This window comes from Vibrio bivalvicida (genome assembly GCF_001399455.2).
In the GTDB taxonomy this organism is placed as follows: Bacteria; Pseudomonadota; Gammaproteobacteria; order Enterobacterales; family Vibrionaceae; genus Vibrio; species Vibrio bivalvicida.
This window is the reverse complement of the sequence record NZ_LLEI02000021.1, coordinates 635458-656518: the sequence shown is the minus strand read 5'-3', so window position 1 is coordinate 656518 and position 21061 is coordinate 635458. Positions and strand designations below refer to the sequence as shown.

The 21061-nt window shown below is 46.5% G+C and carries 5 protein-coding genes; all 5 read right to left on the bottom strand.

From position 1 onward, the window contains the following. Positions 1-19: 19 nt before the first annotated feature. Positions 20-1312 (bottom strand): lysine N(6)-hydroxylase/L-ornithine N(5)-oxygenase family protein, encoded by a 1293-nt coding sequence (locus APB76_RS08150; protein ID WP_054962199.1) that lies wholly within the window; start codon positions 1310-1312, stop codon positions 20-22. Positions 1313-1387: 75 nt separating this feature from the next. Continuing rightward, complete coding sequence (locus APB76_RS08145; RefSeq protein WP_054962198.1) at positions 1388-2356, bottom strand: GNAT family N-acetyltransferase; 969 nt, start codon at positions 2354-2356, stop codon at positions 1388-1390. After that, complete coding sequence (locus tag APB76_RS08140) at positions 2346-4571, bottom strand: TonB-dependent siderophore receptor (RefSeq protein ID WP_054962197.1); 2226 nt, start codon at positions 4569-4571, stop codon at positions 2346-2348. Before APB76_RS08140 ends, APB76_RS08145 begins: the two co-directional genes overlap by 11 nt. 136 nt (positions 4572-4707) lie before the next feature. Beyond that, a complete protein-coding gene (locus APB76_RS08135) occupies positions 4708-10128 on the bottom strand; it encodes a non-ribosomal peptide synthetase (protein WP_054962196.1) in 5421 nt (1806 codons plus the stop codon). Beyond that, positions 10125-21038: a non-ribosomal peptide synthetase gene (locus APB76_RS08130; protein ID WP_054962195.1), complete on the bottom strand. Its 10914-nt coding sequence runs from the start codon at positions 21036-21038 to the stop codon at positions 10125-10127. Before APB76_RS08130 ends, APB76_RS08135 begins: the two co-directional genes overlap by 4 nt. Positions 21039-21061: the final 23 nt, after the last annotated feature.

Below are 21061 nucleotides of genomic sequence, written 5' to 3'. Positions count from 1 at the left end.
CAAGTTCTATTGAGTTGCTTTAAGCTTGTGTTAGCTCTTTTTCCGGCACAATATTTGAGTAGAGTGAATCAACAATTTCTTTTGAGCGGACGGCAAGAACGGACAACAGGGTGTCACTTAGCCCATGAGACGACTCACAACAACCTTGGAGGAACACATTTACCTTACAAGAATCTTGCATTGGTAAACGGTAGTGTCGCTCAACTTGTTTATCAGACATCAAAGGCTCAAGCTTATCCAACATTCGGTTGAATTGGTCATAGCGGTAACCCGTTGCGAGAACAACTGCATCATAATCGTGCCAGTTCTGCTGCGAATGAATACGGTCATTGTATCGAAGCGAAATCTTACCTTCTTTCTGCCCTACCTCTTGAATATCATGGCAGCGCAGGTGTTCGTGCTTACCTTCCCCTGTAACTTTTTGCAAATATAAGCGCTCATAAATCGCACTCAGTTCTTCAGTATCTACCACGGAATAGTTTGTACCATTAAAGCGTGACAGAATCGTCTTACGCTCTTCATCCGAGCTTGAATAAACGTGGTCAGTAAACTCTGGGTCGAAGATCTCATTTACAAATGCGCTGTCATCGGCGGGATGTAGAGCAAAGTTACGGTTAACCAAGTGTACTTCGCCTTCTTCATAACGATTTGTTAGGTCAACGAAAATTTCTGCTGCACTCTGACCTGCTCCTACGACCGCAATCTTAGGTGTTTCAGTACTCGCATTGAACTGTTCACGCCACACTTTGTATTTAGAAGAGTGAATCACTTTTTCATCCTCTATACCGTTGAACAGTTCCGGCAGCTTCGGCATACCTCCCATTCCAATCAATAGGTTTTTGGCAATACGGACTGTTTTCTCGCCGTTGATATCTGTCGAAACAACGCGAACTTTAGTAATTTCTCCGTCAACTTCAATCGGGTCGATATCGATAACGCGTTGTCCATAGGTCACGACAGAATCAAACTGGTTTGCAACCCAAGTCAGGTAGTCATTGAATTCTACACGTGAAGGGTGCAAAGAACCCAAGTTTATGAATGAACTTAAGCGGTCATGTGAATGTAGGTAGTTTACAAAGGAATAAGGGCTGGTTGGATTGCGCAGCGTAACCAAATCTTTCAAACAAGAAATCTGCATTCGAGTGCCATCTAGCAACATGCCACCATGCCATTCGAAATGAGATTTCTGCTCTAGGAAGCAGTAGCTTAATTCTTGGTTCTGCGCCGTTTCTTCTAACGCAATCGCAATTGACAGGTTAGCAGGGCCAAAGCCCACGCCAAGCACATCATATTCCTTAATCTGGTCTGTCATTTTTGTAACCTCATGTTTTTCCGTTGAGCTCTTTGGCTCTCTATCCCCGAGACACCCTAAAACTGGGTTGCGATACTAAAAGCAATCGCTAAAGAAGGTATCTCTCAACTGACACATTAGAGCTGCCCTCTTATGAGGGAAGTCGAATTCTTTTAACTTGGCGAAACCGAATTTCTGCAGATAGCCAATCATCTTGGCGTTATCTGCTCTTGGTTCGCTGACGATTTTCTCTGTCCTAGGATCGGACAGGTAAAGGAAGTGGCATACTGAAGGAAGCCAAGCGGCCACTTTATGACTGCCACGGTGATGCTCTTCACCAACAAGCATATGAATACCGCGGTCGTAATCGCCTGCTGCATAATACGGCGCGATACGATCCTCTTTTGTCCAGTAGGCTTCAATGTAGGCAAAGGGTTCGTTATTAAGGCACACAATCAATAGCTGATTTTTATCATTGACCAACTGCTCCTCTAGATAAGCTTTATGCTCTTCTAAAGTGCCTGTCTGCTCCCAAAACGCGGCCACTCGTTCACTGTTTTGCCATTTTGAAAACAGCTCTGCGTGTTGCTCTACATCAAGACCAATAAGAGACAGCGTCTGCCCTAGCTCAGGAATGTAGCGGCTGTACAACTCGCCTTTTTGAGGTCTTGGACGCAAAGGATGGTAGCCATTACCCGCAAGAATCTGTTTGTGTGGAATTAATCGACGTTGCTGCTGCAACCAAAACTCCGGCAGTTGAAGTAAGCTCTCTCGCCAAACAAGTCTAATTCCTTCTGCGCTAACTTGAACGATGTCTTCTAAAGCAGAGGCAGAATTTTCGTTAAGCTCAATACATCGAATATCTTTGCGCTGCTCAAGCAAAACTACCAAAGCTTTAACATACTCTGAATCCGTTAATGTATTCTCACTAACTATCCAGTATCCATCGCTCTCGTTACTAACCGTTATTCTACCTTCACCAAGATCGATGCAGCATTTATCCCCTTGCTGCTGAACACTCTGCCCTATAGGCAGAGTGTTTAGGGCATGACGGTTACCAGTCATAGCTCAAGCTCGCAATGACGTTGCGGCGGTCACCGTAGTAACACCAGTAATTACTTGTACATGTTGCGATGTACTCTTTATCAAAGATATTCTTCGCAGCGACTTGGAACTTGTAGTCTTGGAAACGGTAACTCACCGTCGCATCATACAATGTGTAAGCTGACACCTTCTGGGTATTATCGTTACCAGCATAAGTATCGCCTGTATAACGCACACCACCACCAACACTTAGACCGTTAAGCACACCATCAAAGAACTGGTATTTAGCCCACGCTGAAGCTAGCGTATCTGCCACTTGCTGAGGCGTTTTACCAACAAGCGACTTGTCTTTGTCATCTTTGATTTCTGAATCAAGATGAGTGATGTTACCGATAAGAGTTAGAGATTGAGTTACATTAGCAACTGCTTCAAGTTCAATCCCCTGGTTACGGATTTCACCCACTTGCTTGATATCTGAGCCATCAACTTGTACGACATTTGTCTTAGCTGCATCATAAACAGACAGGTTAAAGTAACCATCGAAGCTTCGAGGCTGATACTTCAAACCAATTTCAAACGACGCCCCGCGCTCTGGCTTCGCTGGCTGATTGGTTACTGTACGGACTTGTGGTTCAAAAGATTGAGCGTAGTTAGCATAAGGCGTAAAACCATTGCCCATTACATACGCAACACCCGCATTTGAAGTCCATTCTTGGTAATCAGCTTCATAAGCCTTCCCTGTAGTCTGGTTACGTTGCTGATTCGACGTGTCATCGTAACGCACACCTGCTTGCACTACCCAATCATTAATTCGCATTTGATCTTGTAGATAGAGACCAGCTTGACGATTTTTAGTGACGGTTGTTTCTAAATCAGCATCCGTTAGTGGCTGAAGAGTAGTTGAGTTAAGTAGAACTACGTTGTTGCTATAGCTTGGATTATATAAGTTGAATCTTGGGTCAGAAACCGTTCCAAGTCCAGGAACAGGGATTGGGCTGTTTCCATCTGCAACAATTGGATCTGCCGCGTAATCTTGACTATCAATTTTGATTTGTTGGTAATCGATACCCGTTAATAAAGTATGTTTAACTGGCCCTGTGTTAAAGTTGAAAACTAATCGATTATCGATGTTAAACGCATCTGAATGACCTTTATCTGTCGTCGCGTTGCGAACTATAGTTTGGCGATCATTTGTAGGATCGAGAAGCGGACCTAACGTTTGGACATCTCTAGCGTATGATGAGAAGTACATTTGGCGTAAATCTATATCCATACGACTGTATCTTGTCGATTGACCAAAACTCACTACATTGTTGAATTCATGGTCAAATTCATAACCCACTGATAACTGTTCACGCTCAAATTTTTCCCAGTCCGGATTACCTATAGCCAAGTTATCCGGTATTTGACCATTTTTGTTTGGTGTTAACGTGCCTTCAACTGGCAAAAACTGTAAGTACGGGTCTGAGTCATCTTTCTGATAGCTAGTTAGGAAAGTAATGTTAGTCGTGTCGCTAATGTTCCACGCTAATGATGGTGCAATTAATATACGCTCAGCATCAACATTGTCGACTTTAGTACCATTCTTTCGGCCCATTGCCACCAAACGAAAGGCAACGTCTTCATTAATCTCGCGGTTGACGTCTACGCTAATCTGCTTTCTATCAAACGATCCATACTCAACAGCTACCTGACCTGAGCCACCATCGAACTGTGGGCGCTTGCTGACTGTATTGATCAAGCCACCAGGAGGGTTTTGTCCGTATAGCACTGATGCCGGACCGCGCAGAACTTCTACACGCTCAAGACCAAACGGGTCAATCTGCCAGCTGTAGAAACCGGCTGAATAAAGACGTGTTCCATCTTGGTAAAGGCCAGTTCCTGCTTGAGCAAAACCGCGGACAACAAACCAATCTTGCTTATTATCATCACCGTAATGGTTAGTCTGAATACCTGGTGTGTACTGTAGTGCATCAGAAATGCTGATAGACGCTCGGTCATCCATTTGTTCGCGAGTGACAACAGAAACAGCACGCGGTGTTTCATGAATAGCCAAATCTGTTTTGGTCGCTGTACGACTCTTTTGTCCTAGATAGCTAAAGTCAGGCCCAACAGAGCTTTCGTGTTGATGACCTACTACTACTATTGTTTCGTCTTCTGCTGCATTAACCACACTAGCAGATAAAGCAAAGGCTACTGCCAAACAAGCTGGGCTCAGCATAAACTGCCGATTCATATGTTTCTCCTTAACATTCGGCTGAACCGATATATTTCGTATGTCTTATGATAATTATTATCATTTGTATTCAAATCATAATGGAGTGTAACGAGTTTTATATAAAAATGGAATCTATAAATTAGTTGTCATGGATCTATAATGTATTGTTTATTAATAAGTGCCTAAGTTTGTTAACGACCATTTCATCCTTAACAATTCCTAAGTGGTCAGTATCAAACACCTCACTAGTTGAGAGGGCGTTAACTTTAGATATCTCATCGCACAGTAGTTTATTTCGCCCTTCTGGCTGACCGGCCCAGTATGCGGTTGGTTTAGTGAGGGTCTTCGGCAATTTATAGTCGTTACACAGCGCTCTCATGTGCTGCTCTACCGCCCAGCTGTACAGCATTTGCTGTGCAGTTTCAGACAGATAGTGATCGAAGTTTTGAGACACCAACCAAGATGAGAACACGTTTGGCCATTTATCCGGTGATGATTGGTCAAACCCTGCAAGACAGCTTTGCTTTTGCACTTCCGATAACTTACCCAAGAGCAATTCTAGATGCTCAATCAGCTTGGCTTTTGCTGTCGGTGATTCCCATTGGTCTTCAGCAATTTCAGTGCCCGGTACATAGCAATCCAATAGGCCTAGGAAAGCAACACTTTCACCTGCTGCTTCGAGACGAGCTGCGACTTCTTGACAAAGCGCGCCGCCGAGCGACCAACCAATCAATGTGTAAGGCCCTGATGGCTGTATTTCACGAATAGTCGCGCAATAAGTATCAGCCATTGCGCTAAACGAAATGTCAAAGCGATTTGGATAGACGAAGCTTTGAGACTGAATACCATAAACGGTGCGTTTGCCCGCCAATGCCTGAGCTAATTTTAGATAACCAACTGTTCGGCCCGTCACTGGATGAATACAGAATACAGGTGAAATCCCATCAACATCGGTATTAAGCTTTTCGATCAATTTGAGGTCAGCTTTGGCTGCTATCGCCTCGCCTTTTTGAGATTTAGATGCCGAGTGTACCAATTCAAGCTTTTCTTTCCATGTAGTCGCTTTGGCCTCGATATCTGATTGAGAATAATAACTCGTTGCATATTCAAAATCTGCGCTTAATACACCATCCACAACTTGAGCATTGATGACCAAAGGCGTCAACATAGTGTTACCATCTGCTTGATCATGCGAATTTGACGACACCGGTTGACACCAATGCGCAAAACTATTGCCTTGATACTGCCCTAGGTAATTGAAGGTTAGCGCCGCACTTTGTTCTTGAGGCTCACCGTCTAAGTAACGCAGTCCATAGCCAATGCCTGAGTCTTGGCTCAATAGCGCCATACGATCGGCGATATCGTCTCTAGAATCTGAGGCATTCAAAGTCATCGGATATAGGCTCGTCATCCAGCCCACCATGCGGCTAAGATCTAAACCTTCAAAGACGGACTCATCACGACCATGACTCTCTAGATACACGCTTTGACCATCTTCGCTGTTTCCCATAATTACAGTCAAAGCAGAAACAAGCTCAACAGTGATGTTTTCAGATGTCAGTAAAGCTGACGTTACCTCTCGGCTTAGCTCAACCTTTAGTGAATGTTTGTTGCCATAGGTTGCTTTAGTGTGTGTATTTTCCGCATGGAAAGCCTGTTTATCCCACACTGCTTTCCTAGCTTTGCCTTGTTCTGTTGCTGCCCATTTGTTGAGGCTATTCACTGCCATATCCAAAGAGCTGTAAACAGGCGGTAGCTCAACTGTTTTCGTTGACTTTTCGTCACTAGAAAGCGTTTGCTGATATGCCCGCCATAAGTCATCCATCAGGACTCGCCATGAGACGCCATCTACAGCCAAGTGATGAATTACGATCACCAAGCGAGATTTCTGTCCCTCGATTTGAGCGTAGCCTGCCTGAATCAGTCGACCTTCTCCAATATCAAGGCTTGTTTGCAACTCGTGAGCAAACACTTCGAATGCTTCTAAGCTATCTAGCTGAGTTTTCCAAACAAGATCATGGGAAACATTCTCGACGTATTGCTGCTGCCATTTACCCTCATTTTGAGAAAACGACAACCTCAACGCGGGATGGTGCTCCACTAACCCTTTAAGCGCAGTATCCAGTGCCTGAATATCCATATCTTGCTTCAATTCAACACACACATGCTGGTTCCAATGGTTTGGCTGAGCAAAGTTTTGCGCCATAAAATGAGCCTGAATTGGCATCAGACCAAATGGTTCTTTTGGTAACTCTCTTTGCTCTTGCTCAGCCGCTGCTTCGAGTACTTGTGCTAACTCGCTCAGTACTGGCGCTTGGAATACTTGCTTTGGAGATACGTTGAGACCTGCAAGTTTTAGTTTACTCACAAGCTGAAGGCTCAATATAGAGTCTCCCCCTAACGCAAAGAAGCTATCTTCTCGGCTAACAGAATTAATACCCATTAGCTCTTGCCAAATCTCAGCAAGGAGAGTTTCTTTCTCACCTTGCGGTGGCAAACCTTGCGAAAGCTCAGATTTGAACTCTGGTTCCGGTAGCACTTTTCTATCTACCTTACCTGCTGGAGTTAACGGCAAATCATCTAGTACTACGAGATGCGCTGGTACCATATACTCAGGCAGATACTCAGCAAGCTCAGACAATATCGAAACGCTATCAATCTTATTTGCTTCAGCGCCGTGCAGGTAACCCACAAGGTGGGTCATAGAGCCATGACGATGCGCCGCAACCACGCAAGTCTCGACACCGGATATTTGCTGAAGCCTTGATTCGATCTCACCCAGCTCGATTCTGAATCCACGGATTTTTATCTGTTGGTCAACACGGCCAAAATATTCCATGACACCGTCTTCCCGCCAACGAACTAAGTCACCGGTGCGATACATGCGATCGCCATTATTGGTAAATGGATCCGGCATAAAACGTTCTGAGGTCATATCTGGCTTGCCCAGATACCCGCGTGCGAGGCCAACTTCTTCACCAATGTACAACTCCCCGACTGCGCCTTGGGCAACTTGGTTAAGCAAGCCATCTAACACATAAAGCCTACGAGCCCCAACAGGTTGACCGATAGGTGCATAGGCGCTGGTCAGCTTATCACGTGGGTAAGCACGCCAGATCATTGGTGTTACCACGGTTTCTGTTGGCCCATAGCCATTGATAATACGTGGCGGATTTACAACAGATTGCAGGCGGTCATAGGTTTCACGGGTAAAGGCTTCACCACCCAAAGTCCAAGAACGTACATTCAACTGAGGCTGAGTCGTCTCAATCCAGTCCAATAAAGGACCGACATAGCTTGGAGGGAAACAGGCTATCGTAATCCCTTCCTCCTTGAGCACATCACAGGTCTGCTCCGCACTCCAAAGTTGCTGATCGCGAATCACCAAGCGAGAACCAAACGCCAATGGCACTGTCCAGCGCTCTACCGCCCCATCAAAACTGATTGAAGCAAAGTGAAGCTCAACGTCATCTTGCGTCATCCCATACTGAGCACCAATCGTTTGCACATGCATACTCAGGCCATCGTGGGCGATCGCGACGCCTTTAGGCTTACCCGTCGACCCTGATGTGTAGATGATGTAAGCCAACTGCTCTGGCAAGAGTTCTACTTCTGGCTTGGCTTTTGATAGGCCTTGCCAATCTAACGTATCCAGATAAAGCGGTGAAACTGAAGCCGCCTGATCTGAATGTGAAAGGACGTGTGAATTAATCTCTTCCCAACGTGAGCGCAATGATTGCTCGCTGATGACCAAGCTCGCAGCAGAATCCTCGATCATGTAAGCCAATCGGTCGGTCGGATAATCAGGGTCAAGCGGTAGAAACGCACCACCAGCCTTCATAATGGCGATCATCGCTATGATCATATCCTTGCCGCGCTCAAAAAGAACGCCCACAGCTTGATCGCGAACGACACCCAGCTCTACTAACTGGTTCGCCAACTGGTTCGATTTTTCTTCCAGCTGTTTAAACGTGACACTTTGCTGGCCGTGTTTTAATGCAGTGGCTGACGGTTGCTTAATACCCTGAAGGTCGAACAGTTCAGTCACGGGTTGATAACGCCACCCACCTTCTGGCTGCGACAGTTCGGATAATCTGGCGAGTTGAGCCTCATCCAGTGAGTTAAGCGCAGCCAATGGTGTATTTAGGTTTTCCTCTGCTTGTGAGACCAACAGGTTCAGAGTGCTAGTAAGCGAGACCATTATCTCGGGGTCGATACGGTCTTTGGCATAGGTCAGCGTAACCAAAGTACCGCTCGAAGATTCCAACACATCCAAGGCAACATCAAACAGAGCATAGTTACCTTTAAGCACCAGCGGCTTTGCCGCCACACCCGGAGCAAATTCAACCGACTCGGTTTGATTTACCTGATGGTTAAACAACACTTGAAAGTAAGGCGTTTCGCCAACCAACCTTTCCCTCAACAATGAAGAAACCACACGATCAAACGGCAATAGCTGGTGTTCCTGAATCTCCAGCACTTTGCTGTGAGATCTAGTCATTGTTTGACCAAAGCTATGCTCAGGTTGTATGTCTTGCGAAACCACATTAGTGTTTACGAAAAAGCCAATAACGTCAGATACTTCTGGTCGGGCGCGGTTAGCCATTGGCATACCAATATTGATATCGTTACGTCCTGTCAACTTGAACAGCGCAGCCTGCCAAATGGCTAGCCAGAAGCTCGAAGTGGTGACGTTATTTTGCCTTGCAAGGCGTGCAATGCGTTCAGAAACATTACCACCAAACTTTAGGCTTACCTGCTGTGCTTCTCGACGCTGATTAGGTTCAATATCGCCCGTCCACTCAAACAGTTTTTGCGGCTGCTTCTCACCTAACTCTTGCTGCCAGAATTGAAGATCCTTATCCCCTTTACCCACTTTTAGCAGTGCATCCTGCCAGACAGAAAAGTCACTGTACTGAATGCTCAATGGCTCTAGAGACTCACCCTGATAGGCGGTGACCAAGTCCTGCATAAACAATCCAATAGACCAGCCGTCAGACACAATATGATGCATCACAATGATCACATGAGTTTTATCTTCAGATGCGCGAATGCACGCCATTCGAACTGGCATTTCATGAAGTAAATCAAATGGCTTGGCAATAAATTCCGCAGTCCATTCGCTCAACTGACTTTCCGCTAAATGCCTAGCATCTTTAAGCTCAACGTGAGCAATACAGTGCTGGTCAACATGTTGCTTCGGCTCACCTTGGTCCGAAACAACAAAGCGCGTTCTTAGGGCGTGGTGTTTACTCATGACACCAGCAAGCGCCAGTTCCATTTTATCGGTAGAGAGCTCACCAATTAGCTCAAAACCACCACTGATATGGTAAGCACTATTACCAGCATCAAGCTGATAAATGTCCCAAAGTCTTTTCTGCGCCGGAGAAAGAGGCACATCACGCACCTCCTCTGCTGGGACAATCGGTAACTTTTCGAAACTCATTCCTTTGGCGTCAAGCAAAGCGATAAATTTCGCCTGCTCTTGCTCACCAAGGTTTAGAAAACGTTTTGCTAATGCAAATTTGTCTATTTTTGGTTTTTGTTGTGCTTTTAAGTTTGATTCTTGGGTCATAACAATTCCAACTCGTCCATTAGTGCTGCCATGGCGTCGAGTTCATCCTGTTCTTGTTCATTGTTTGCCTGATACTGAGATTGAAGTGCATCCGTTAACGCCTGTAGCGTCCCAGCGGCAAAGAAGTCTTTTAATGAGATCGCTAAATCGAGCTCTTTTTGTGCTTGAGCGACGATACGTGTGGCTAACAGAGAATGACCTCCGAGCGCAAAGAAGTTATCGTCTAAGCCCACTTTTTCTGAGCCAAGGACTTGCTGCCAAGTGTTGGCAAACCAAATTTCCAGTTCACTCTCTGGGGCGCGATATTCCACCTGACTCCACTCTGGAGAAGGCAGCGCTTTGCGATCACGCTTGCCATTTGGTGAAAGAGGCATCTCATCCAGTGCAACGTAGATCGCGGGAACCATGTAGTCTGGAAGTTGGTCATTCAAGTGCGCTTTAGCAGCCACTTCTTTTTCCAAACTCCAATCACCACAAACCACGTAGGCGACAAGCTGCGTGCCTGTTTGATGCTCGTAAGCTATAACAGCAGACTCATCGACGTCATCGTGTTGGTTAAGAACATTCTCAATTTCTTCCAGCTCAATACGAAGCCCACGGATTTTTACCTGATGATCCAATCGACCCAGATATTCAAGTCTGCCATCTGGCATGCGAACCACCTGGTCACCGGTGCGGTACATACGAGAACCAATGTTCCCATCTTGCTCGCACGCAAACGGATTTGGCACAAAGCGATCGGCTGTCAAGTCCGGTCTGGATAGGTATTCACGCGCGAGACCATCACCCGCAAGGTATAGCTCACCAGGCACACCGACTGGGACTGGGTTCCAACAATCATCCAATACATGAAGTTGAGTGTTGCTAATTGCATGACCAATCGGGATGCGCTTACCGACAGGCAATTCACATTGCCAGTAAGTCACATCGATAGCCGCTTCAGTCGGACCATAAAGGTTATGTAGCTGACAATCTGGCGCACCCGTCAACACTTTTTCTGTCAACTCAGCAGGTAAGGCTTCACCGCTGCAAATAATGCGGCGCAGACTGCTGCACTCTCCAATATCCGTTTCACTTTCAAAAGCATGAAGCATTGAGGGAACGAAATGGATCGTCGTTACGCCCTGCTCTCGAATGGTGTTATGCAATAGCTCAGGTTGTCGGTGATGATCTGGCTCAGCAATCGCTAGTCTTGCACCATACATAAGTGGCCAGAAGAACTCCCACACGGAGACATCAAAGCTAAACGGTGTTTTCTGAAGGACACAGTCACTGGCATCTAACTGATACTCGTTTTGCATCCAAGCCAAGCGGTTGTGCAGTGCCGACTGGGTGTTTACCACGCCTTTTGGTAGTCCTGTAGAACCGGAGGTAAAGATGACATACAGAGACTGATCAGCCTGCCAATTTACCACTGGAGCCTCAGAGCTCTGCTCGTTGATTTGCTGTAAGATCTCAGCCTGATTTACCGCCACATACTGACATTGAGGATTTTCTGGCCATTGTGGCAAGGTCTCACTATCGGTCAGTAAAATGGATACATCCGCAGACTCAAGAATGTAATTCAAACGTTCTGCTGGATAACTTGGGTCCAATGGCACATAAGCACCACCAGCACGAGTAATCGCATGTAAGCCAATCACTAGTTCAAACGAACGTGGTAAACCAAGGCCAACTCTGGTTTCTTCGCCCACACCTTGTTGACGGAGCCACTGAGCCAACTGATTCACTTTGGTGTCGAATTCAGCGTAAGTCATCGACTGCAACCCCATGGACAAAGCAATCGCCTCAGGTTTGCGCTTTGCTTGAGCTTCAACAGCGACTGGTGGAGGGAGCATTTCACCCCAAGATTTCTTCGTCGCGTTGAATGCTTCAATTTGTGCGAACTCGTCAGAATCAACCAACTTGAGTTCAGACAGCATCGCGTTAGGATGCAATGCAACTTGTTCAAGCAGCTTGAGCCAGTGACCAAGTAACGCTTCGACAAACGTTTTATCGAATACAGGCGCAGCGTAGTTAACAAACCCACTCCATTCGCCGTCATCATAAGCCTGAACATCTAAGCTTAATTCTAACTGAGCCGCAACCACGCCCGGATCAAACGCTTCTGCTTGTAATCCTCCCCATTCAGTGAGAATTGAGCGCTCAATACGTTGGAAGTTGAAACTCGTCTGGTACAACGGATGGTGCTGCAAATTACCCGTCACACCAAGTGACTCTACCAGTACTTCAAATGGCACATCCTGATGGGTCAACGCCTGCTCAGTAAAACGTTTTGTCTCATGGAGCAGATTTTCATAGCTCATGGCCGCATCTAACTGCGCAGGGATCACCAAATTGTTAATGAAGCAGCCTTGCATCTGCTGAGTGTCCAACTGTGTTCGGCCCGCAACCGGGATACCGACTCGTATTTCATCACGCCCAGAATACTTGTGAAGTAATAAGTGCCACAGGCTTAACATAACGTTAAATGGGGTTGTTGCGCTTTGTTCAGCAAGAGTCTCAATCTCGTTGACCTGCTGCTTGGTCAGAGTGAAGTGATGACGCTGACCGGTGGTTTCTAGCTGATCTCTCGCGACATCGCTATGGAGCACAAGCGGCTCAATATCTTTTGCTAACGCCGCTTTCCACCATAACAGTGATTCTTTGGCGCTGTCTGATTTTAACCACTCTTGCTGCCAGCTAGCGTAATCGGCGTAATCCAGCGCGTCAGTCTCAATGTTTGGCTCAAACTGCCCTGAATGACCGTCCGACGAATAAACAGCTGACAGCTCTCGCATTAGGTTTTGAATCGAAATACCATCAGAGACAATGTGATGGACAACCAGAAGTAACTCAAACTCCTGCTCTGAATGCTTGATTAAGTAAGCTCTCAATAATGAAGGCGATGACAAATCAAAGGTTTCACCGATCCAGTTGAGGCGCTGAGCCTCTAGGTCGGAGAACTCATCAGCTGAGTATTCTGCTAATGCGAATTGACTTACATCGTCATCAGAATGGATAGACTGCATCAGCTCACCATCTACCTGCACGAAGCTGGTACGCAGAGCCTCATGGCGGCCAATCACAGTGCGCAACGAATGTTCTAACCATTCTCTATTCACTTCGCCTTTTAACTTAAGGCCAAGCGGCATGTGATACGCAGAGCTTTCAGGCATCAGTTGTTGAACAAACCATAAACGCTTCTGCGAAGCACTCACTGGCATGTATTCCATGCGCGGCACTGGCTTGATTGTAACTGCGGGTTCTTTGAGTGATGTACACTGAGTTGCCATCACATCTAGTCTTGGAGAATCAAAAACACTCTGGAGTAAAAGACGAATTTGGTGTTTTTGTTGCAAGCGTCCAACGAGCTGGGTAGCGAGCAATGACTGACCACCCAGAGCGAAGAAATCATCATTACGACTGACTTGCTCCAGTCCAAACAAGGCTTGCCATTCTTGAGCAAGAAGCTGCTCAATCTCACCTGTTGGCGCTTCATAGGCTTTGTGCTGAACATGATTATCAGGCTGCGGCAGTTTTTTCTTGTCGACTTTACTTGCTGGCGTCAGCGGCATTGACCCCATCACCACAAGCTGTGAAGGCACCATATAGTCAGGCAGTGTTTTCGCCATTTGAGCGAGAATATCATCGCAGTTTATTAGGTCAGTCTGACCTTCTACGTAGCCGACCAAGTACTTTCCAGCTGAACCTTCAAAGGCGGTGATAGCACTCAGCTTACTGCCACTGATACTCTGTAATCGTGATTCGATTTCACCTAATTCAACACGGAAGCCTCGAATTTTTATTTGGTCATCTGTCCGACCCAGATACTCCATTACGCCATCTTTGCGCCAGCGAACTAAGTCGCCAGTGCGATACATACGCTCTCCATTATTCGCAAATGGGTCTGGAACAAAACGCTCGGCTGTTAAGTCTGGACGATCAAGATAACCGCGAGCTAAGCCAACTTCTTCACCAATATACAATTCACCACTGACACCAGACGGAACCGAACGAAGGTCGCTGTCCAATACATACAGACTACGTGCACCGACAGCAGTACCGATAGGTGCGTAAGCACTTTCTAGCGGCGTTTCAGGATAAGCCTGCCAGATCATTGGCGTCACGACTGTTTCCGTCGGGCCGTATCCATTGATAATACGCTTCGGATTCAGTACCTGCTGAAGCTTGAAATAGGTCTCTCGTGTAAAGGCTTCACCACCCAGAGTCCAAGAGCGTACCGATAATGTTGGCTGTTCAACCTCAATCCACTCTAGCAGTGGTCCAACATAGCTTGGCGGGAAACACGCGATGGTCACAGCTTCACGATCCAGCACTTCACATGTTTCTTGTGCACTCCAAAGCTGCTGGTCTCGAATCACAAGTTTTGAACCGAAGGCCAGGGGCACAGTCCATCTCTCTACTGCACCATCAAAACTGATTGAAGCAAAGTGCAGCTCGATGTCTTGTGGCGTCATGCCATATCGTTGGCCAATGGTTTGAACATGCATGCTCAGACCAGAATGAGAAACACACACACCTTTAGGTTTACCAGTTGAGCCCGAGGTATAGATCACATACGCCAGCTGCTCTTCAAAAATTTCAGGACGACTTAAAAGAGGCTGCTGAAGATCGATATCAGAATACGCAATGATGCTATCTCGCTGACAAATCTCACGTGCCAGCTGTTGCGAACTATCGTCAGAAATCAGCCATTGTGCATCGCTATCTTCAACCATGTAGGCCAGTCGGTCTTGAGGGTATGAAGGATCTAAAGGTAGGAATGCAGCTCCGGCTTTCAACACACCGATCATTGCCACCAGCATGTCGGATCCACGGGCAAACATCACACCAACCCGTTGGTCTCGTTGAATTCCACGTGCGATTAGATCAGCGGCCACACCATCACTGAAGTCATCTAGCTGTTGGTATGACAAAGCAAGCCGTTCCGAGCCATTAGCTGATAAGGCCGTTCCCCCAAGAGGATTCGCCACAAGCGCTTCACTATCTGGTTGAGCAAGCACCTGCTCTTTTAACAGTTCAGTGAAGGGTTTGTAAGTCCAAGGTTCAGACGCTTTTACATGATCAGACAAGCGAGACTGTTGCTCGGCGTCCAATGCATCAATGTCACTCAAGTTGTGAGTCAGTTTGTCGACAAGCTGCTCAAGATAATGAGATGTCGTTGCTGACAGCGCATCAATATCTGACTGAGAGAATTTCGCTGAGTCGTACGCAAAAACAATGCGTAATGATTCACCTGGCAATACCGCCAGCGTTAGCGGGTAATGCGTAAACTCATAACTGTCAGGCTCGCCAATTTTAAGGCCAGTTTCACTAAACAGGCTCTCATCCAATGGGTAGTTTTCAAACACCACCAACGAATCAAACAGATTCTCACCAGCCAGTGGTGCATCTCCTAGCGAAGAAAGTGCTTGTACCTCTGACAAAGAGACATGGCTGAATTCACGCTGTGCGCTCGCCTGCTCTTGTATATCGGCAAGCCATTGATTGGTTTTCGCCTTCCAGTCCACCATTGATGTAACAGGCAAGGTATTAATGAAAAGCCCAACCATGGCTTCACTGTTTGCTAGTGACGATGGTCGACCTGCAACCGTATTGCCGAAAACAGGCTGAGACTGACCCGTGTAGCGTTGAAGCGTCAGTAACCAGGCGCCCTGAATTAGAGTGTTCAGAGTGATGCCAGATGACTTGAGTTGAGACTGCCAGCCACTCAGTACCTCGGCACTGTAGTCCACGTTGTGGCGCACATGCCCTAGTTTATCTGTGTGCGAACCGTATTGTTCAACCAACATTGTTGGCGCTTCAACACCATTCAAATACTCACGCCAGTACTCTTGAGCACTTTCTGGTTCTTGCTGTACAACCCATTCTAAATAATCAGCAAAATCATGGCTGACAACAGGCAGGCTCATATTTTGGTAGTGAGCAAACAGTTCGCTAAGTAGAACACCGGTGCTCCAACCATCCATCAGAATGTGGTGGATGGTGAAGATACAAGCGATCTCATTGTCGCCCGTTGTCACAAGATCTACTCGCCACAAAGGTTTTAGCTGCTGGGCGCTCGCATCTTGTTCCAGTGCGAAACCTAGTTCAATGAGCGAACGTTTATACGACTCTAGTTCAAAGCCTACTTCCTCTCGCCCATCAAAGACTCTGCTCGTGATAGGAAGGTCACCCCAAACATACAGGTGCGCCTGACCTTCTACTTGATGCAGCGTACTACGTAGAATCGAATGACGCTTCATCAAGGCCTTCCACCCTTCTTCTAACTGGCTAGCATCAGCACCCGATATAGGTAAGGTAATTTGGTTGACGTAGGTACTTGTGTCTTGCGATAACTGCGCGTGGAAATACAACCCTTGCTGTAACGTTGACAGCGGTAGAATTTGATTCGGAAGTTGATGAGCATTACTACTTACATGGCTTAACGTCGCGAGACTGAGATTAGTATTTGGCGCATCCGCTTGTGTCAAAACGGCTTGGTTAGACTTGCAATGTTCTGTCATTGCTTTGATTGCCGCTTCTAAGTGATGAACATACACATCACACTGAGCTTTCGGCAGAGCAGAAAGTGAAAACTCCAATTCGACGTCAAAGCCATCATCAGTTTCACTGATATTCAATACAATTGCGGCATCCGCTTTGGCGTCTTCTGGTCGCCATAAGCCAAACTCACCCAGTTCAGCCCCCTCCACATCAGCCTGCGTTGCTCGGCCTAGGAAGTTAAATAGCACATCAACATGGTCTTGATACTGCCATTTCTGCTGAACAACACCCGCGGAATAACTCAAACCACCATCGGTGATTGCATGAGAGCCATCTTTTACACTCGCTAAGAGTTCACTAATGCTGTCACTTAACAAAACTTTTTGCGGGAACAGCGCAGTATGCCAGTTAACACTGCGTGAAAGATCCAACCCAAACGACTCACTGAATCGACCATGGCTTTCACGATGAATGACGACCTCGCTTACAGAGGTTATTTGTTTTACTGCAAGCGCAGACAAGGCCATCAAAGTCTGCTCCTTGCTCATTCTGGCAAAGGCATGAGTCGATGCAAATAAAGGTTCAGCGAGATCCTTAGCTATGTGGTAGCTGTACTTATGAATTCCTTTGCTTTCGCCTGGCTTAGCACAACCTTCTGCAAAAGCAGGTTCTGCTCGCTGAGCATTCCAAAATTCGGACTGTTTATGACTGACAGGTAGACTCTCTAATGCCTCACACCAGTCAGCCTGATTGTGCGTTTTAGAAGCGAATGCATAAGAGTCAACACCTATTTCTTGCTGGTAACTCCCCAGCAAATCTTGAATAAGCACCGGCCAAGAAAGCGCATCAATGACAAGATGGTGAACGGCAACCAGCATTTCGCCCGTCTCAACGTTCAAGCCGACAGACAATTGCTTACCAACAGACGGATTAATCGCACTCTGCACAGCATCGGTGTCTATCTGCTCTGCATAAAGGTTGAAGGCAAAATCTGCGCTAGGAACATATTCAGCTAGATACTCTGCTGCGTTAGATGTTGTTGTATTCGGAGCTTCGAAAGAAAGACGCAAACCGTCGTGATGTTGCACCACTTGCTTGAGTGCTCGGACAATCGCGTCTGCATTAACCGGAGTTGGCAAGTTGAGTTTTGCGTACTGGTTGCACAATTCTAACTGGCCATTCTTATCTAGCTTGTTTTTATTAGAATAGCCACGTTCGATGAATCGCTTCTGCATTGGTAGCAAGGCTACTTTGCCACTCAGCTCACCTTGTTCAGCTGGTTTGATTTGGCTATCGAGAACACATAACGCCATTTCACCAAGTACCGGATGGTCAAACACTTGCTTTGGTGTCAGCATCAAACCTCGTTGACGAAGCTTACCTACCATTTGCAAAGCGCTAATGGAGTCTCCACCAAGTGCAAAGAAATGACTGTCAGAACCAATAGACTCTACTTTAAGGAGCTCACGCCATATTTCAGCCAGCTGATGTTGGATATCCCCTTCCAGCGGCGCTCCCGCTTTCTGTTCTTCATCCCAATCCGGTACGGCAAGTTGCTTACGATCCACCTTACCAGCGGGTGTCAAAGGAAGTGTCTGGTTAACGATGATACGTGACGGCACCATATAATCTGGCAACTGGGAAGCTAGCTCTGTACGCCATTGAGATTCCGATTTTTGCTCTGCTTCAGCTAATTGAACGTAACCGACTAGGCGCTTTCCTGTCGGTGACTCATGCGCGACAACCGCACAAAACTCAGCATTAGCAAGCGTTTGTAGGCGGGATTCAATCTCTCCTAACTCAATACGGAAGCCGCGAATTTTTACCTGTTGATCCGCACGGCCAAGATATTCAACAGCACCATCTTGTCTGAATCGAACCAAATCACCAGTGCGATACATACGTTCGCCATTAGCGGCAAATGGATCCGGAATAAAACGTTCAGCGGTCAAGTCAGATCGTTTCAAGTAACCGCGAGCAAGGCCAGACTCCATGCCAATGTACAGTTCGCCAACCGATCCAAATGGTACCTGTTTAAGATTCTCATCCAGCACGTACAACTTACGGTCACCCACAGGCTGACCAATCGGCGCGTACGAGCTTTCCAGTTTATCTTCTGGATAAGCACGCCAGATCATCGGAGTAACGACCGTTTCTGTCGGGCCATAACCATTGACGATACGAGGTGGGTTCACCACACGTTGAATTCGCTCAAAGGTTTCTCGGGTAAATGCCTCACCACCTAGTGTCAATGAGCGCAGAGCCAAATCTGGCTGAGTTTGTTCAACCCAATCTAGCCAAGGGCCTGCATAACTTGGCGGGAAACAAGCGATGGTTACGTTCTCGTCTACCAATACTTGAGTCGTTTTTTCTGGTGTCCACAACTGTTGGTCTCGAATGATCAACATTGAGCCAAACGCCAGTGGCACAGTCCAACGCTCAACAGCACCATCAAAACTGATAGAGGCAAAATGCAGCTCTGTGTCTTCTGGCGTCATGCCATACTGCTCGCCAATCGTCTGGACATGCATTGTCAGTCCGCGATGACTGACTGCCACGCCTTTAGGCTTACCTGTTGAGCCAGAGGTGTAAATCAAATACGCCAGCTGGTCTAGGTTGATCTCTTGATATGAACAATCATTGAGTGCCGGAACCTCAGATGCCAACAACGATTCAATATCAATGCACTCTTCGGAACTCTCTAAATGGATGAAAAGATCTTGAGCCTTATCCATCAAGTGCTGCTGAGTCAGTAACTGCTGAGCTTCACTGTCTTCAAGCATAAAGCCGATGCGCTCAGCAGGATAATCCGGGTCAAGCGGTAGGAATGCGCAACCTGCTTTCATGATGCCCAGCATGGCGACTAGCATATCGGTGCCACGCTCCATCATCACACCGACAACACCTTCTGATTGAACTTCTCTTTGACGCAATGAGTGTGCGATTACATTCGATTGAGCATCTAACTCAGCGTAAGTCAGCGTGTTATCGCCATGTTTTAAGGCAACTTTTTCAGGACGCAGTTTTGCTTGCTCAGCCACCAGCGCCATAAAGGTCACTGGATTCCATGTTTGTTGTACCGTTGAGTGCGCTTCTAAGGCCACTGCATCTGAGCTAGAAAGCGCGTTAGTCTGTGCTAAAGACTGTTGAGGAGATTGGCAGATCTGGTTCAGGACGTTTTTGTATGTGCTTAAAATGCTGTCAATTTGAGCTTGAGTGAACTTCTCTTGTGCATAAACAAGTCGCAGCGATAGCTGCTCTCCTGCAATAGCATCAAGGACAAGTTCAAAGGGTGTTTCGGTCACTGGGAATTCTTCAAAAACACCTTTAATTGTGTTGCCATGCTCGCCGATGCTTTTCACAGTGAGCTTATGCCCGTGACTACGATAATTGAATGCAATAGTAGGAAGCGGCGTCTGGCCTAAAAGCTTCTCAATAGGTAAATGAGAGAACTTCAATGAGTTGCGCAGATTGCTTTTCACCTGCTGCACAACTTCTTTCAAGTTCAACTCTGGATTTGCCTGAACACCCAAGACAGCATTATTAACGTAAAAACCGATATTCCTCCTATTCGCAGAGTCTCGATTCAATGCTGGCACGGTGATCGTTGGTTGAGAATTGTTGGCATATGAAGACAGAGTCAGCAACAACGCAGAAGACAACACCTCGAATTTAGTCACACTAAAATGTTTGGCAGCCTTTTCGACCAAGATTGATTCATCAATACCCAATGATTCTTCTATATGCCCGGCGGTATAAGCGCTCTGCTCCTGAGTCGTCTTGCCTTGAAGAATGCAGGGCTCTTCACCCATTAACTTCAGAGCTTCCCAGTCCGCCTTCTCTTTTACAGGATCGAAGTCATTTTGACTTTTAGAAAAATCAAAGTAACTGATTCCTTTGGGGCTTTTGGGTGACTTTCCCGATACAAATTGAACAATAGAGCTTACAAACAACTGTAGTGACCAAGCATCCGTAATCAAATGATGCGCAGCAATGCTTAGAGCAAACCTATCTTCAGCTAACTGGTATAAGTGGAATCTACACAGTAGCTCATTTCCTAAGTTATACGACTGGTAAGCCTGAGCTTTGGCTTCTCGCTTTACAATGTCAGTAGCATCGGCTTCATCGGTCAAATCGACAAAAGCCACAGGGATTCGGTCATAATGCGCAGACTGCTGAGGTTGTCCGTCCCTTTGTTCGATCTTTATACGCAAGACTGGGTGCATTTCTAATATCTTAGAAAGTGCGTCTAGGACTTTTTCTTTAGTGATTCCCTCACCCGATAGCCATGCAACACCACCTAAGTTATACGCAATACTCTCTGGCATGAGTTGATGGAACAACCATAGACGTTGCTGAGAATGAGAAAGTGGACTCCAACCACCATTAGCCGGAGTCATCGTGATATCATCCACTGACATACATATACCTAAAAACTGTTAAA